16 protein-coding genes are annotated in these 14,542 nt (G+C 72.5%); 10 read left to right on the top strand and 6 right to left on the bottom strand.

The features are described from left to right. The first annotated feature begins 2 nt into the window (after positions 1 to 2). Positions 3 to 725: a vWA domain-containing protein gene (locus ACIQMR_RS02970; RefSeq protein WP_401382113.1), complete on the top strand. Its 723-nt coding sequence runs from the start codon at positions 3 to 5 to the stop codon at positions 723 to 725. 68 nt (positions 726 to 793) lie between these two features. Next, complete coding sequence (locus ACIQMR_RS02975) at positions 794 to 1,297, top strand: pyridoxamine 5'-phosphate oxidase family protein (protein ID WP_401382116.1); 504 nt, start codon at positions 794 to 796, stop codon at positions 1,295 to 1,297. 1 nt (position 1,298) lies between these two features. On the opposite strand, the gene ACIQMR_RS02980 is transcribed toward ACIQMR_RS02975, so the two are convergent. Then, positions 1,299 to 2,270: an acyl-CoA dehydrogenase family protein gene (locus ACIQMR_RS02980; RefSeq protein WP_401382118.1), complete on the bottom strand. Its 972-nt coding sequence runs from the start codon at positions 2,268 to 2,270 to the stop codon at positions 1,299 to 1,301. Positions 2,271 to 2,430: 160 nt separating this feature from the next. Next, the gene (locus ACIQMR_RS02985) at positions 2,431 to 3,582 is read right to left on the bottom strand and encodes an acyl-CoA dehydrogenase family protein (RefSeq protein WP_401382120.1); all 1,152 of its coding nucleotides are present in this window, start codon (positions 3,580 to 3,582) and stop codon (positions 2,431 to 2,433) included. Positions 3,583 to 3,645: 63 nt separating this feature from the next. Here ACIQMR_RS02985 and ACIQMR_RS02990 point away from each other — a divergent pair, with 63 nt between their 5' ends. The 5 genes from ACIQMR_RS02990 to ACIQMR_RS03010 all read left to right on the top strand — a co-directional run bounded on the left by ACIQMR_RS02990 (position 3,646) and on the right by ACIQMR_RS03010 (position 8,527). Then, positions 3,646 to 4,434 carry an SDR family oxidoreductase gene (locus ACIQMR_RS02990; protein WP_401382123.1) on the top strand — a complete coding sequence of 263 codons (789 nt, stop codon included), beginning with the start codon at positions 3,646 to 3,648 and terminating at the stop codon, positions 4,432 to 4,434. Between the two features lie 26 nt (positions 4,435 to 4,460). Further along, a complete protein-coding gene (locus tag ACIQMR_RS02995; protein ID WP_401382126.1) occupies positions 4,461 to 5,099 on the top strand; it encodes a TetR/AcrR family transcriptional regulator in 639 nt (212 codons plus the stop codon). Beyond that, the gene (locus ACIQMR_RS03000) at positions 5,081 to 6,238 is read left to right on the top strand and encodes an acetyl-CoA C-acetyltransferase (RefSeq protein ID WP_401382129.1); all 1,158 of its coding nucleotides are present in this window, start codon (positions 5,081 to 5,083) and stop codon (positions 6,236 to 6,238) included. The genes ACIQMR_RS02995 and ACIQMR_RS03000 overlap by 19 nt, the downstream gene beginning before the upstream one ends. Before the next feature lie 347 nt (positions 6,239 to 6,585). Next, positions 6,586 to 6,789, top strand: coding sequence for a cold-shock protein (locus tag ACIQMR_RS03005; RefSeq protein ID WP_020871138.1), 204 nt, complete (start codon positions 6,586 to 6,588; stop codon positions 6,787 to 6,789). Positions 6,790 to 6,880: 91 nt separating this feature from the next. Further along, positions 6,881 to 8,527, top strand: a complete 1,647-nt coding sequence (locus ACIQMR_RS03010) for a DEAD/DEAH box helicase (RefSeq protein WP_401382132.1) — start codon at positions 6,881 to 6,883, stop codon at positions 8,525 to 8,527. 71 nt (positions 8,528 to 8,598) lie between these two features. On the opposite strand, the gene ACIQMR_RS03015 is transcribed toward ACIQMR_RS03010, so the two are convergent. From ACIQMR_RS03015 to ACIQMR_RS03030, 4 genes are read right to left on the bottom strand one after another with little or no spacing between them, the layout of a single operon-like run. Next, entirely contained in the window at positions 8,599 to 9,648 is a 1,050-nt protein-coding gene (locus ACIQMR_RS03015) for an NAD(P)H-dependent flavin oxidoreductase (RefSeq protein ID WP_401382134.1), read from the bottom strand. Further along, complete coding sequence (locus tag ACIQMR_RS03020) at positions 9,648 to 10,412, bottom strand: CoA-transferase subunit beta (protein ID WP_401382137.1); 765 nt, start codon at positions 10,410 to 10,412, stop codon at positions 9,648 to 9,650. Before ACIQMR_RS03020 ends, ACIQMR_RS03015 begins: the two co-directional genes overlap by 1 nt. Then, complete coding sequence (locus ACIQMR_RS03025) at positions 10,409 to 11,278, bottom strand: CoA transferase subunit A (RefSeq protein ID WP_401382140.1); 870 nt, start codon at positions 11,276 to 11,278, stop codon at positions 10,409 to 10,411. The genes ACIQMR_RS03020 and ACIQMR_RS03025 overlap by 4 nt, the downstream gene beginning before the upstream one ends. Then, complete coding sequence (locus tag ACIQMR_RS03030) at positions 11,271 to 12,023, bottom strand: enoyl-CoA hydratase family protein (protein WP_401382143.1); 753 nt, start codon at positions 12,021 to 12,023, stop codon at positions 11,271 to 11,273. Before ACIQMR_RS03030 ends, ACIQMR_RS03025 begins: the two co-directional genes overlap by 8 nt. A 66-nt stretch (positions 12,024 to 12,089) precedes the next feature. Here ACIQMR_RS03030 and ACIQMR_RS03035 point away from each other — a divergent pair, with 66 nt between their 5' ends. From ACIQMR_RS03035 to ACIQMR_RS03045, 3 genes are all read left to right on the top strand, one after another. Next, positions 12,090 to 12,866, top strand: coding sequence for an SDR family oxidoreductase (locus ACIQMR_RS03035; protein ID WP_401382145.1), 777 nt, complete (start codon positions 12,090 to 12,092; stop codon positions 12,864 to 12,866). A 1-nt stretch (position 12,867) separates the two neighbouring features. After that, complete coding sequence (locus ACIQMR_RS03040; protein ID WP_401382148.1) at positions 12,868 to 13,785, top strand: SDR family oxidoreductase; 918 nt, start codon at positions 12,868 to 12,870, stop codon at positions 13,783 to 13,785. A gap of 211 nt (positions 13,786 to 13,996) precedes the next feature. Next, positions 13,997 to 14,389: a ribonuclease domain-containing protein gene (locus ACIQMR_RS03045; protein ID WP_401382151.1), complete on the top strand. Its 393-nt coding sequence runs from the start codon at positions 13,997 to 13,999 to the stop codon at positions 14,387 to 14,389. Positions 14,390 to 14,542 lie beyond the last annotated feature (153 nt).

The raw sequence follows: 14,542 nt of genomic DNA on the forward strand, positions 1-14,542 counted from the left end.
CCATGGCGGGTATCAGCCTCCGCAAGATGGAGGAGTCCGCCCCGGCCCTCGTCAGCCTCTACAAGAGCGCGGGCGTCTCGCTGGAGAAGCACGGGCTCAACGGTCAGCGCGCGGCCGTCTACCTGGTCGTCGACTATTCCGGCTCCATGAAGCCGTACTACAAGGACGGCAGCGTCCAGGCTCTCGCCGACCGGGTGCTGGGGCTCTCGGCCCATCTCGACGACGACGGGCGGGTGCCTGTCGTGTTCTTCTCCACGGACATCGACGCGGAGACGGACATCGCGCTCGCCGACCACGAGGGCCGGATCGACCGGATCGTCGCCGGACTCGGCCACATGGGCAAGACCAGCTACCACCTCGCCATGGACGCGGTCATCGACCACTACCTGGACAGCGGCGCCACGGCCCCCGCCCTCGTCGTCTTCCAGACGGACGGCGGGCCGATCAACAAGCTCGCCGCGGAGCGGTACGTGTGCAAGGCGGCCAAGCTGCCGATCTTCTGGCAGTTCATCGGCTTCGGCGACCCCGGCAGCAAGCAGTTCGACTTCCTGCGCAAGCTCGACGACCTGGCCGTCCCGGCCAAGCGTCCCGTCGACAACGCGGGCTTCTTCCACGCCGGCCAGGACCCGCGCCGGGTCGCGGACGCCGAGCTGTACGACCGGCTCGTCTCCGAGTTCCCGTCATGGCTGGCCGCCGCCCGCGCGCAGGGCATCGTGCGCGCGTAACGCCACGCGTACCCTCGGCCGAGGAAATCACGACAGTAGATGTCGGGTTTCCAGGCTTTCCTGGATCCATGAACAACAGCTGGGCAGACTTTCAGGCGGCTGAGCCCGACTTCGCCGCGACCGTGCGGCAGCGCTTCGAGAAGTACACGCACCACGTCCTCGGGACCCTCCGCGGGGACGGGTCCCCGCGGCTGACCGGGATCGAGGTGACCTTCCGCTTCGGGGAGCTGTGGCTCGGGATGATGCCGAACTCGCGCAAGGCGCTGGACCTTCGCCGGGACCCGCGGTTCGCCGTCCACGCGAACCCCGGGGCCGACGCGTCCATGGACGACGGGGACGTACGGATCGGCGGACGGGCGGTCGAGGTGACGGACCCGGACGTGACGGCCCGGTTCCAGGAGGCGACCGAGGCGCCGCAGCCGTTCCATCTCTTCCGGGCCGAGCTGTCCGAGGCCGTACGGACCGGGGTCGAGGGCGACGAACTCGTCGTACGGACCTGGCGGCCGGGCCGGGCGCTGCGGACGATCCGGCGCGGCAACGACGACAGCCCGCCGCGCACGGACGCCCCATGATTCAGCCGGACAGCACGGCCGCGCGGCACTGCGAGGGCGTCCCCCAGGCGTCCCGCAGCGGTCGGGCCTTGCGCAGCCAGAGGGAGAGCGCCGGCTCGTCGGTGTAGCCGACCGCGCCGTGCAGCTGCAGAGCGGTGCGGGCGGCGCCGTACGCGGCCTCGCCCGCTGCCACCTTCGCCGCGGCGATGTCGGCCGGTGCCGTCGTCAGCGCCGCGCCGAGCACCAGCGGCCGGGCGAACTCGAGGGCGATCAGCGTGTCCGCCAGCCGGTGCTTGACCGCCTGGAACGAGCCGATCGCGACACCGAACTGCGAGCGCTGCCTGACGTACGCGACGGTCCGCTCCAGCAGCGCCAGCCCGGTCCCGAGCGCCTGGGCGGCGGTCGCGAGCCGGGCCCGGTCGACGGCTCGCGCGGCGGCGGCCGCCACGTGAGCCCCGCTCGCCAGTACCTCGCCTCCGCCGTCCGGGACGGCCAGCCGCCGCGCCGGATCGGCCGAGGCCCGTACCGGCCCGTGCCCGGGCGCGACGCGCAGCTCGTCGCCGAGGACCATGAGCGTGACCGACGCCGTGTCCGCGTCCAGCGCGTAGGGCCCCTGCCCCTCAAGCGCCAGGGTGACCACGGTCTCGCCCGCCGCGATGCCCGGCAGGAAACGCTTCGCGAGAGCCGGGTCGCCGAGGCCGGAGATCAGCGTCGCCGCCGCTGCCGTCTCCACCAGCGGGCCCGGCACCGCGTGCCGCCCCAGCTCCACGAAGGCGAGGGCCAGTTCGACGGGGCGCGGCCCCACGCCCTCGTACGCCTCGGGCACGGCGAGCGCGAAGACCCCGGCGTCGGCCACCCGGGACCACACCGCGCGCCCGGGACCGGGGTCGCCCGCGCCCCAGGCCCGGGCCGCCCGCGGTGTGTCCGCGGCCGTCAGCATGGCGTCCAGCGAGCGCACGAACGCCCGCTGTTCGTCGGTCGGCAGGAACTTCACAGGACGTCTCCTCGTGACGGTGGCCCGCTTCGTCCGCGGCTCGGCCCGTGCGCGCCGCGTGCCCGCGGCGCCCCCGGCACCCGCACCGCCGCCCGCACCGGCGGCCCGGCGCCGGCCGGGCATCCCGGGTCCGGGACGAAGCCCGGGCGAGGGCGCCGCATCAGCGGCGTCCCTTCGGCAGGCCGAGCAGCCGCTCGGCGATGATGTCGCGCTGGATCTCGTTCGTCCCGGCATAGATCGGGCCCGCGAGCGAGAAGACGTACCCCTCGGCCCACTCACCCGGCCCGTCGGCCAACTCGCCGTCCCTGCCCAGCAGATCGAGCGCGGTCTCGTGCAGCGCGATGTCGTACTCCGACCAGAAGACCTTGTTCAGGCTCGACTCGGCCCCGACCGGCCCGCCCGCGGCGAACCGGGAGGCATGGGCGTACGTGAACAGCCGGTACGCCCGCGCCCCGATGATCGCGTCGGCGACCCGGTCACGCAGAGCGGTGTCGCAGGGGTCGGCCGTCGAGCGCCACAGCTCCACCAGCCGGTCCGCCGCGGCGAGGAAGCGACCGGGGGAGCGGAGCGTCAGCCCCCGCTCGTTGCCGGTCGTCGACATGGCGATACGCCAGCCCTGGCCCGGCTCGCCGATCACGTCCTCGTCCGGCACGAACACCTCGTCCAGGAACAGCTCGGCGAAGGCGGGCTTCCCGTCGAGCCGGCCGATCGGCCGCACCGTCACACCCGGCGCCCGCAGGTCGAACATCAGATACGTCAGACCCCGGTGCGGCCTGTCCGCCTCCGGGTCCGTGCGGAAGATCCCGAACGCCCGGTCCGCGAAGGCCGCCCGCGACGACCAGGTCTTCTGGCCCGACAGCAGCCAGCCGCCGTCCGTCCGCAGCGCCCGGGACCGCAGTGAGGCGAGGTCCGAGCCCGCCTCCGGCTCCGACCACGCCTGCGCCCAGATCACCTCGCCGCTCGCCATCGACGGCAGGATCCGGGCCCGCTGCTCCTCGGTGCCGTGGTCGAAGAGCGTCGGGGCGAGGAGATTGATGCCGTTCTGGGAGACCCGGCCGGGCGCGCCCGCCGCGTAGTACTCCTCCTCGAAGACCAGCCAGTGGAAGAGGTCCACGCCGCGTCCGCCGTACCGCTCGGGCCAGGACACCACCGACCAGCGGCCGGCGGACAGCTCCGCCTCCCACTCCCGGTGCGCGGCGAAGCCCTCCGCGGTCTCCAGCGAGGGCAGCGGCCCGTCGGGGACGTGGGCGCGCAGCCAGTCGCGGGCCAGGGCGCGGAAGGCGTTCTCCTCGTCGGTGTGGTCCAGGTCCATGAGGTGCCCGCTCCCTCGTCGCGACGCTTCCCTAACAAGTGTTTGGTAGGTTAACTTGCCCGTGTGAGGGACAACAAGGCTCCGTACGTGGCCGGGCACGCGCTGCTGGAGGGCCGCACCGCCGTGATCACCGCGGCCGCGGGGAGCGGCATCGGCGGCGCCACCGCCCGCCGCTTCCTGGAGGAGGGCGCCCGGATCCTCATCAGCGACGCGCACGCGCGCCGCCTCAAGGAGACGGAGGAGACGCTGGCCGGGGAGTTCGGGCCGGCCGCCGTCGACTCGCTGGTCTGCGACGTCACCGACGAGACCCAGGTGCAGGCTCTCTTCGACACGGCCGTACGGGTCCACGGACACCTCGACGTCGTCGTCAACAACGCCGGACTGGGCGGCACGGCCCAGCTCGTCGACATGAGCGACGAGCAGTGGTCCCGCGTCCTCGACGTCACCCTGGGCGGCACCTTCCGCTGCACCCGCGCCGCCCTGCGCGCGTTCAGGGCGGCCGGCCGCGGCGGGGCCGTCGTCAACAACGCCTCCGTCGTCGGCTGGCGCGCCCAGGCCGGACAGGCCCACTACGCCGCCGCGAAGGCCGGCGTCATGGCCCTCACGCGGTGCGCGGCCGTCGAGGCGGCCCAGTACGGGGTCCGGGTCAACGCCGTCGCGCCCAGCCTCGCCATGCACCCGCATCTGGTGAAGGTCACCTCGGCCGAGCTGCTGGACGAACTCACCGCCCGCGAGGCCTTCGGCCGCCACGCCGAGCCCTGGGAGGTCGCCAACGTCATCGTCTTCCTGGCCAGTGGCTACTCCTCCTACATGACCGGCGAGACCGTGTCCGTCAGCAGCCAGCACGCGTAGATGCGGGGCGGGACCAGAATGGACACGTGCCGACGACCAAGAAGAAGACCCAGGTGACCGCCTCGCCCGAGCGGCGCCGCGAACTCCTCGACACCGCCGCCGAGGTGTTCGCCGCCCAGGGCTACAACGCCACGACCGTCCGCAGGATCGCCGACGAGGCGGGGATGCTGGCGGGCAGCCTCTACTACCACTTCGACTCCAAGGAGTCGATGCTCGACGAGATCCTCTCCACCTTCCTCGACGAGCTCTGGGCCGGGTACGACGCGGTCCTCGCCGCCGGACTCGGACCGAGGGAGACCATCGAGGCGCTCGTCACCGAGTCGTTCCGGGAGATCGACCGGCACCGTGCGGCCGTGGCGATCTACCAGAAGGAGTCCCGGCACCTCTCCGCACAGCCCCGCTTCGGCTATCTCGCCGACTCCCAGCAGAAGTTCGAGAAGGCCTGGCTCGGAACGCTGGAGCGCGGGGTCGCCGAGCGGGTCTTCCGCGACGACCTGGACATCCGGCTCACCTACCGGTTCGTCCGCGACACCGTATGGGTCGCGGCCTCCTGGTACCGGCCGGGGGGACAGCACAGCCCGGACGAGATCGCCCGCCAGTACCTGTCGATGGTGCTGGACGGCATCACGACGAAGGAGGAGCAGCCATGGCCGAGGCCTACATAGTCGAAGCGGTCCGCACCCCGGTGGGCCGGCGCAGGGGCGGCCTCGCCGCCGCGCACCCGGCCGACCTGGGTGCGCACGTCCTCAAGGCCCTGGTCGAACGGTCCGGGATCGACCCTGCGGCCGTGGAGGACGTCGTCTTCGGCTGTCTGGACACCGTGGGCCCGCAGGCCGGTGACATCGCGCGCACGAGCTGGCTGGCGGCAGGACTTCCCGAAGAGGTGCCCGGCGTCACCGTCGACCGCCAGTGCGGCTCTTCCCAGCAGGCGGTGCACTTCGCGGCCCAGGGCGTCATGTCCGGCACCCAGGACCTCGTCGTTGCGGGCGGCGTGCAGAACATGACGCAGATCCCGATCGCCTTCGCCTCCCGGCAGGCCGCCGAGCCGCTCGGGCTGACCGAGGGCCCCTTCGCCGGCAGCGAGGGCTGGCGGGCGCGGTACGGCGACGCACCCGTCAACCAGTTCCACGGCGCCGAACTCATCGCGCGGAAATGGGACATCTCCCGTCGCGCCATGGAGGAGTTCGCCCTCCGGTCCCACCAGCGGGCGATCCGTGCGATCGACGAGGGCCGCTTCGAGCGGGAGACCGTCGCGTACGGGGACGTGACGGCGGACGAGGGCCCCCGCCGCGACACCACCCTGGAGAAGATGGCGGGCCTGAGGCCCGTCGTCGACGGCGGCACGATCACCGCGGCCTGTTCCTCACAGGTCTCGGACGGCGCGGCGGCGATGCTGCTCGCGAGCGAGCGCGCGGTAGCGGAGCACGGGCTGACCCCGCGCGCTCGCGTCCACCATCTGTCGGTGCGCGGCGAGGACCCGATCCGGATGCTCTCCGCGCCGATCCCGGCGACCGCGTACGCGCTGAAGAAGACCGGCCTCACCCTCGACCACATCGACCTCGTCGAGATCAACGAGGCGTTCGCACCCGTCGTCCTGGCGTGGCTGAAGGAGACCGGCGCCGACCCGGAGAGGGTGAACGTCAACGGCGGCGCCATCGCGCTGGGCCATCCGCTCGGGGCGACCGGCGTCAGGCTGATGACCACTCTGCTGCACGAACTGGAACGCACGAACGGGCGATTCGGGCTGCAGACGATGTGCGAGGGCGGCGGTCAGGCGAACGTGACGATCATCGAGCGGCTCTGAGCTCCGGTCGCTCCGCCCGTTCCCCTCGCTCCGGTGGTTCCGGTCGTTCCGGTGGTTCCGCTCGCTCCGGGCGGACGGGGTCCGCCGCGGCCCGCGGAAGCGATCATCGAGCGGCCGCGACGGCGTCAGCCGGTACCCGTCCTCGGCCGGGACGCCCCGTGGCCGGCGCGGGGCTCCGGCGTGTCCGCCGACCGCCTCGCGCCCGATCCACATCCGGCGTGCTACGGTTGGTCGCGTTGCAGTTTTGGTACCCATGAACTTTATGTGCGCCTGACGGGAATGATCCGCAGGCGCATTACTGTTTCCGGCATCTCCGGATGGGGCCTCTCACCTGTCAGGAGAATGACATGGCTACGGGAACCGTGAAGTGGTTCAACGCTGAAAAGGGCTTCGGCTTCATCGAGCAGGACGGCGGCGGCGCCGACGTCTTCGCTCACTACTCGAACATCGCCACCTCGGGCTTCCGCGAGCTCCAGGAAGGCCAGAAGGTCACCTTCGACGTCACGCAGGGCCAGAAGGGCCCGCAGGCGGAGAACATCGTCCCGGCCTGACCCCGGACGCGTACCACGCAGCCGGGGCCCGCACCTTCGCGTGCGGGCCCCGGCTTGTGCTGTCCTCAGGCCCAGGAAGGCAATCCCCCGAATGACTCGCTCCGAACGTCCCGCACGCAAGCGACCGGCCAGGCGCACTGGCACCCAGCCCGCTAACCAGTCCGCGAAGCGGTCGGCGAAGGGCTCCGGCGGTGCGCGCCGCGTGGCGCCTCCGCAGGAATTCACCCTGCCGGAATCCAGCACGCCCGCCCTGCCCGCCGTCGAGTCGTTCGAGGAGCTGCAGCTGCCGACAGGGCTGCTGAAGACCCTCGCCGCCCAGGGGGTGACCGCCCCCTTCCCGATCCAGGCCGCCACCCTGCCGAACTCGCTCGCCGGCCGTGACCTGCTCGGACGGGGCCGTACCGGATCCGGCAAGACCCTCGCGTTCGGACTGGCGCTGCTCGCCCGCACCGCCGGGCGCCGGGCGGTCGCCGGGAGCCCGCTGGGCCTGGTGCTCGTTCCCACGCGGGAGCTCGCGCAGCAGGTCACCGATGCCCTCACCCCGTACGCGACGGCGGTCAACCTGCGGCTCGCGACCGTCGTCGGCGGAATGTCGATCGCCAAGCAGGCCGGCGCGCTGCGGCGCGGTGCCGAGGTGCTCGTCGCGACGCCCGGACGGCTGAAGGACCTCATCGAGCGTGGTGACTGCCGACTGGACCAGGTCGCGATCACGGTGCTGGACGAGGCCGACCAGATGGCCGACATGGGATTCCTGCCGCAGGTCACCGCTCTGCTGAAGCAGGTCGAGCCGGGCGGTCAGCGGATGCTGTTCTCGGCCACCCTGGACCGGAACATCGACCGCCTGGTGCGGCAGTTCCTGGTCGACCCGGTGGTGCACTCGGTGGACCCGTCCGCCGGCGCCGTCACGACCATGGACCATCACGTTCTCTACGTCGCCGACGAGACGGACAAGAAGGCCGTCACCGTGCGCATAGCGGCCCGTGACGGCCGGGTCATCCTGTTCCTCGACACGAAGCGGTCCGTGGACCGGCTGGTCAAGCGCCTGCTGGCCAGCGGTGTGCGGGCGGCGGGACTGCACGGCGGCAGGACCCAGCCGCAGCGCAACCGCACCCTCGACCAGTTCAAGAACGGCCAGGTCAGCGCGCTGGTGGCGACCAATGTGGCGGCTCGTGGCATCCACGTGGACGACCTCGATCTGGTGGTGAACGTCGATCCGCCGATGGACCACAAGGACTATCTGCACCGCGGCGGCCGTACCGCTCGGGCGGGAGAGTCGGGCAGTGTCGTGACACTCGTGCTGCCGGACCAGAAGCGCGAGATGAGCCGGCTGATGTCCGACGCGGGAATCAGCCCGCGCACGGCCATGATCAAGTCCAGTGACGAGGAGCTGGCCCGGCTGACCGGAGCCAGGGAGCCGTCCGGGGTGGCGATCACCATCGAGATCCCGCAGCCTCAGCAGCCCGCCTCGTCGCGCCCGAAGCGCAAGCGCCCGCAGAACGGCGGCGGCTCCGGCCGCCGTGCCGAAGGGGGCCGCACGGAGAACGCCCGCAGCGAGACGGGCCGGGCACAGTCCGGCCGTTCCCAGTCGGGGCGTGCCCAGTCCGGCCACACGCAGGCCGGCCACACGCAGTCCGGCCGTTCCCAGGCGGGGCGTGCGCCGGCGAAGCGCGGGCGCTCCCGCGGGCCCGCGGCCGGAGGTGCCCAGGGCGGCACCGGCGGCCGCCGGACCGCCGCCTAGCCCCCGCCCCCCACAAGCGGATGGACGGGCCGGGCGACCGACCGCCCGGCCCGGCCATCCTTCCCTCCCGCTCAGCCCCCTGCCGTCAGACCGCGCAGCACCTGTTCCGCCTCGGACATCACCCGGGCGACCAGCTCCGCGCAGCTCGGCAGATCCTCGATCACCCCCGCCACCTGCCCCGACGCCATCACGCCGAGGTCGGTGCGGCCGTCCACCATGGACGCCTTCAGGAGCATGGGAGTGTTCGCGGCGAGCAGGACCTGGCTCCAGGACAGGTCCTTGCCGTGTTTCATCGCGAGCCCGTCGCGGACCATCGCGGACCACGACAGCCCGGAGAGCTTCCGGAACCCGGCCGCACGGCGCAGTGCGTGCAGCAGCGCCCGGACGCGCCCGGAGCGCGTCAGCGCGTCGACGAGGTCCGTACGGAGCATGCGGTGCGGCAGTCCGTCGACGGCCGACGTGACGACGACGTCCTTGACCGACGCCGCGAGATAGCGAGCCTTGACGGCGTCGGGGACGGTCGAGTCGGAGGTCAGGAGGAAACGGGTCCCCATGGCGATGCCCGCCGCCCCGTAGGCGAGCGCAGCGACCAGCCCGCGCCCGTCGTGGAAGCCGCCCGCCGCGACCACGGGAATGTCCACCGCGTCCACGACCTGCGGCAGCAGCACCGTCGTGGCGACGTCGCCGGTGTGGCCGCCGCCCTCGCCGCCCTGCACGATCACCGCGTCCGCACCCCACGCCGCGACCTTCTCGGCGTGCCGCCGGGCGCCTACGGACGGGATGACGACGACGCCCGCGTCCTTGAGCTCGGCGATCAGCTCACGGGACGGGGCGAGGGCGAAGGAGGCGACTCGTACGCCCTCGTCGACGATGATCCGTACCCGCTCGCGGGCGTCCCCGGCGTCCGCCCGCAGATTGACGCCGAACGGCGCGTCCGTACGGGACCTGACCTCGCGCACCGCCTGCCGCAACTGCTCGGTGGTCATGGTCGCGGACGCGAGGATGCCGAGCGCGCCCGCGTCGGCGGACGCGGAGACGAGCCGGGGCCCGGCGACCCAGCCCATACCGGTCTGGACGACGGGGTGGCGGACGCCGGTGAGCTCGGTGAGCGCGGTCTCCATCAGTCGCCGACCTCGCGTGAGCGGGTGCCGCCCGGGTCGATGACCTCGCGGATCAGCGTCAGTTCGGCCGCGGTCGGCTCCCGTGTGTACGGCACGTCGTCGTCGATGACCAGGCCGAAGCCGGTCGCCTCCCGGATCTGGGCGACGGTGACGCCCGGGTGCAGCGAGGCCAGCCGCATCGAGTGGTCCGGTGTGGCGAAGTCGAAGACGCCGAGGTTGCTGACCACCCGCGGGATGCGGTGGAAACGCGCGCCGTTCGCGTGGTCGTACCCGACGCCGCTGATCATGTCGACCTTCTCGACGAAGACCCGGGGCGAATGCCGGGGCACCCAGTAACTCACCGGATTGTTGAGGGTGTTCACGGGAGCGCCGCGCACGCCGAGCAGCTGGCGCGCCGGGCGGGCCCAGTCGCCGATGCAGGAGATGTTCTGGTTGCCGTAGCGGTCGATCTGGCTCGCGCCCATCATGACGTGCCGCCGGCCGCCGGTGACCATCGTGAGGTGGCGACGGTAGGGCAGCCAGCCCTCCACGGTGCCGTCCAGGCCGACGAGCATGGCCTCACCGTCCGTGAGCAGGAGGTCGGGGGAGAAGGTGCGTCTGGCGAGGCGGGCGCCGAGGGACGGGACGATCCCCATCGGGCTGGCCAGCACTTCGCCGTTGTCGCGCCAGGCCTCGGCGCAGGCGATGACGCAGTACTCGGACCGGGTGACGGAACCGGACGCAGAGCCGGACACGGAACCGGGGACGGGGCGGGAGGCGGTCACTGCTGCTCCTCGTGCCAGGCCTGGACGGCGGACTGGTAGTTGTGCTCGCTCCCGCCGGACAGGAACCGTTCGGCGAATTCCTGCCAGGGCGTGGTCGCGTACAGCTTCTGGAAGGCCTCGTCGCGCCCGTAGTCAGGAGCGCAGGAGGTGAAGTGCGCGCCGTTCGGGGTCTCGACGACGCCGGTGATGCTGTGCCGGCTGATCAGCAGCGTCTGCGGGACCGCCTCCTTGGTCAGCTCGGCCGTCTCGACCAGCTGTTCGCACGACAGGTACGCCTCGTCGGCGGCCTCGCAGAAGAGGTCGTCGAAGTACGGGTCGGGCCCGAGGTACTGGCCGTTGCCGAGCCGGTCGGCGCGGTTCATGTGGACGAACGCGGCGTCCATCCGCAGCGCGGGCACGGCCACGAACTCCTCGCCGCGCCCGCCGCCCTCGCCGTCCTCGTAGGGAGAGGTGACGGTGCGCAGCTCCGGGTTGACCCGCATGACGTCCGAGCCGATGCCCGCCCGCACGGGCAGGAACGGCAGCCGGTTCGCCGCGGCGTGCAGCCCCCACATGAACATGGCCTCGTCGAGCTCCGTCATCGCGAAGGCGGCGCTTTGGCGCGCCGCGCGGAAGTGCGGCTCCAGCGGGATCGAGTCGAGGGTCGCGAAGGGCGCGACGAGCCTGCGCACCCGGCCCGCGGCGGCCAGCAGCCCGACGTCCGGGCCGCCGTACGAGACGACGGTGAGATCGGTGATCCCGGTGCGGAGCAGCGCCCGCACCAGCGCCATGGGCTTGCGGCGCGAGCCCCAGCCGCCGATGCCGAGGGTCATGCCGCTGCGCAGCCGGCCCACGATCTCGTCGACGCTCATGGTCTTGTCAGCCACTCGTCTCCTCCTTGCCGAAGGTGTCGCGGACCCGGTCGGCGGTGCCGCTGAGGGCCGCCTCGAAGGTGAAGCCCTGCTCGAAGCGGTAGCTGCGGCGTACGTCGACGGGGTCGATGCCGTTGATGGCCGCCTTCGCCAGCCGGATGAGGTGGCCGTCCTTGCGGGCGATCTCCCGCGCCAGCTCCAGGGCCGCTGCGTGGAGCCCGGCGCGCGGGACCACCCGCCAGATGGAGCCGTGGGCGTGCAGTTCGGCGGCGGTCGCCGTGCGCGAGGTGTAGTACAGGGCACGCATCAGATGCCCGGGGACCAGCCGGGCGAGATGGGTGGCGGCGCCGAGCGCGCCCCGGTCGAGCTCCGGCAGCCCGAAGGTGGCGTCGTCGGAGGCGACGATCGCGTCCGCGTTGCCGACGAGGCCGATGCCTCCGCCGAGGCAGAAGCCGTGCACGGCGGCGACGACGGGGACCTCGCACTCGTGGACGGCGGCGAACGCCTCGTAGCAGCCGCGGTTGGCGCCGATCAGGGCGTCGTGGCCGGGGTCGCGCTGCAACTCCTTGATGTCGACGCCGGCGTTGAAGCCGCGGCCCTCGGCGGCCAGGACGACGCAGCGGATCTCCGGGTCGCGGCCGGCGGCGCGTACGGCGTCGGCGAGGTCGTACCAGCCCCGTACGGGAAGGGCGTTGACGGGCGGGAAGTCGAGGGTGACGACGGAAATGCCCTTCTCCGGGCTTGTGGTGGAGACACCCATGAGTGGATCAGCTACCTTTCCACCAAACGTTTGTTAGGTGACTGCTCGTCAGGAAGGTAGCAGCCGATGGAGCTGGACGGGAGGGTCGCCGTCGTCACCGGCGGGACGCGCGGCGTCGGCGCGGGCATCGCCCGGGCGTTCCTCGCGGCGGGGGCCGAAGTCGTCGTCTGTGCCCGCAGACCGCCGGACGTGCCCGTCGCGTCCGCGGGCCGCGCCGCGCGGTTCGTCCCCGTCGATCTGCGCGACGCCGATGCCGTCGGGGACTTCTTCACCGGGATCGGCCGCCGGTACGGGCGGCTCGACGTCCTCGTGAACAACGCGGGCGGAACGCCGTACCGGCTGCTGGGGGAGGGCGGGGCACAGCGGCACGCACGGGTCCTGGAGCTGAATCTGCTGGCCCCGCTGACGGCGTCGCTGGCCGCCTACGAACTGCTGCGCGCGGCACGCGGTTCCGTGCTGATGGTCGGGAGCGTGAGCGGGACGCGGCCGTCGCCGGGCACGGCCGCGTACGGGGCGGCGAAGGCGGGGCTGGAGAGCCTCGCGCGGTCCATGGCCGTGGAATGGGCGCCGGAGGTACGGGTGAACACGCTCGTGCTCGGGATGGTGCGTACGGAGCTTTCGCATCTGCACTACGGCGACGGGACGGGCGTCGCGGCGGTCGGCCGCACCGTGCCGCTGGGCCGGCTCGCGGAGCCGGACGAGATCGGGGACACGGCGGTCTTCCTCGCCTCGGCGCGGGCCGCGTATGTGAGCGGGGCGTCCCTGCTGGTGCACGGGGGCGGGGAGCGCCCCGCGTTCCTCGATGCCGCGACCGCGAACAAGGAGATCTCCGATGGGAGTTGAGATGACTGCTGGTATCTGCCGGGGCCGGGTCGTGATCGTGACGGGCGCGGGCCGGGGGCTCGGGCGGGCCCACGCGCTGGCGTTCGCCGCGGAGGGCGCACGGGTGGTGGTCAACGACCTCGGGGTCGGGCCGGACGGGGCGCCCGGCCCGGACAGCCCGGCCGGGCGGGTCGTCGACGAGATCCGCGCGGCGGGCGGCGAGGCGGTGGCGCACGGCGGGGACGTGGCGTCGGGGGAGGGCGCGGCCTCACTGGTGGCGGCGGCGCTCGACTCCTTCGGCCGGCTCGACACGCTCGTCAACAACGCGGGGTTCCTGCGGGACAGGATGCTGGTCAACCTCGACGAGGACGACTGGGACGCGGTGATGCGAGTGCATCTGAAGGGGCACTTCCTGCCGCTGAAGCACGCGGCGGCCCACTGGCGCGCGCAGGCCAAGGCGGGCCACGAGGTGGCGGCCCGTGTGGTCAACACGTCCAGCGGCGCGGGCCTGCTGGGCTCGGTCGGCCAGGGCAACTACAGCGCGGCGAAGGCGGGCGTCATCGGCCTGACCCTGGTCGCGGCGGCGGAGATGTCCCGCTACGGCGTGCAGGTCAACGCGATCGCCCCGGCGGCGCGTACGCGTATGACGGAGCGGACGTTCGCCGCGACGATGGCGGCACCGGACATGCCGGGTGCCTTTGACGCCATGGCTCCCGAGAACGTCTCACCGCTCGTCGTCTGGCTCGGCTCGGCGGCGTCGGCGGGTGTGACCGGCCGCGTCTTCGAGGCGGAGGCCGGGCGCATCACGGTCATGCAGGGCTGGCACCCGGGCCCCACGGCCGACCGCGCCGCCCGCTGGAGCCCCGCGGAGGCGGGCGAGACGGCGCTGAAGCTCCTCGCGGAGTCGCAGCCGCCGCAACCGGTGTACGGGACGCGGTAGTCGGCTCCGGTTCCGGGCTCCGTGGCTCCGGGTTCCGGGCTCCGGGCTCCGGGCTCCGGAGACGGGGCGGTGCGTCGACGCGGTTACCGCGCCGGGGCGTCCGGGCGACCGGGCGACCGGGGCGTGAGGGTCCGGTGGTGGAGGTGAATGGGGCGAAAACACCTTGGAGTTGACGTTGACACGTCAACTTCTACGCGCGTCATCATGGGATATGCGAATCCCCCCACGGATCACCATGCTCGGCGGCGCGGCCGCCCTCCTCTCCGCCCTGCTCGTCGGCGGACCCGTAGCCGCCCCGGCGACCGCGGCGGCCGCCGCGGTCGGCGACATCTGCTACTCCGACCTGCCGTCCCAGGCCCATGACACGCTCGAACTCATCGAGAACGGCGGCCCGTTCCCGTATCCGCAGGACGGGACGGTCTTCCAGAACCGCGAGGGCATCCTCCCGGCCCACTCGACCGGCTACTACCACGAGTACACCGTCAAGACGCCCGGCTCCTCCACGCGCGGTGCCCGCCGCATCGTCACCGGCGAGTCCCCGCAGGAGGACTACTACACCGCCGACCACTACGCGTCGTTCGATCTCGTCGACCACGGCTGCTGAGCCCCCACCGACCCACCTTCCGACCCCGTGCCGCCGGCCCTTCCCCCTTCTGGCCGGCGGCACGGGTCTTTCTGGTGTCCACCGTGCCGTAACCATGAGGTCATTCCTCCCTGTCAGGCTCCAGCTGTTCAGAAGTTGTCTGTACAACTTGGA

The sequence above is a fragment of the Streptomyces sp. NPDC091376 genome (assembly GCF_044757085.1).
Lineage (GTDB): Bacteria > Actinomycetota > Actinomycetes > Streptomycetales > Streptomycetaceae > Streptomyces > Streptomyces pratisoli.

Bases quoted from the DNA above. Each gene is read 5' to 3' on its own strand.
- ACIQMR_RS03030 (WP_401382143.1), bottom strand. From the start codon at position 12,023: ATGGGTGTCTCCACCACAAGCCCGGAGAAGGGCATTTCCGTCGTCACC.
- ACIQMR_RS03000 (WP_401382129.1), top strand. From the start codon at position 5,081: ATGGCCGAGGCCTACATAGTCGAAGCGGTCCGCACCCCGGTGGGCCGG.
- ACIQMR_RS03040 (WP_401382148.1), top strand. From the start codon at position 12,868: ATGACTGCTGGTATCTGCCGGGGCCGGGTCGTGATCGTGACGGGCGCG.
- ACIQMR_RS02975 (WP_401382116.1), top strand. From the start codon at position 794: ATGAACAACAGCTGGGCAGACTTTCAGGCGGCTGAGCCCGACTTCGCC.
- ACIQMR_RS02985 (WP_401382120.1), bottom strand. From the start codon at position 3,582: ATGGACCTGGACCACACCGACGAGGAGAACGCCTTCCGCGCCCTGGCC.
- ACIQMR_RS03015 (WP_401382134.1), bottom strand. From the start codon at position 9,648: ATGGAGACCGCGCTCACCGAGCTCACCGGCGTCCGCCACCCCGTCGTC.
- ACIQMR_RS03045 (WP_401382151.1), top strand. From the start codon at position 13,997: ATGCGAATCCCCCCACGGATCACCATGCTCGGCGGCGCGGCCGCCCTC.
- ACIQMR_RS03035 (WP_401382145.1), top strand. From the start codon at position 12,090: ATGGAGCTGGACGGGAGGGTCGCCGTCGTCACCGGCGGGACGCGCGGC.
- ACIQMR_RS03010 (WP_401382132.1), top strand. From the start codon at position 6,881: ATGACTCGCTCCGAACGTCCCGCACGCAAGCGACCGGCCAGGCGCACT.
- ACIQMR_RS03005 (WP_020871138.1), top strand. From the start codon at position 6,586: ATGGCTACGGGAACCGTGAAGTGGTTCAACGCTGAAAAGGGCTTCGGC.
- ACIQMR_RS02970 (WP_401382113.1), top strand. From the start codon at position 3: ATGGCGGGTATCAGCCTCCGCAAGATGGAGGAGTCCGCCCCGGCCCTC.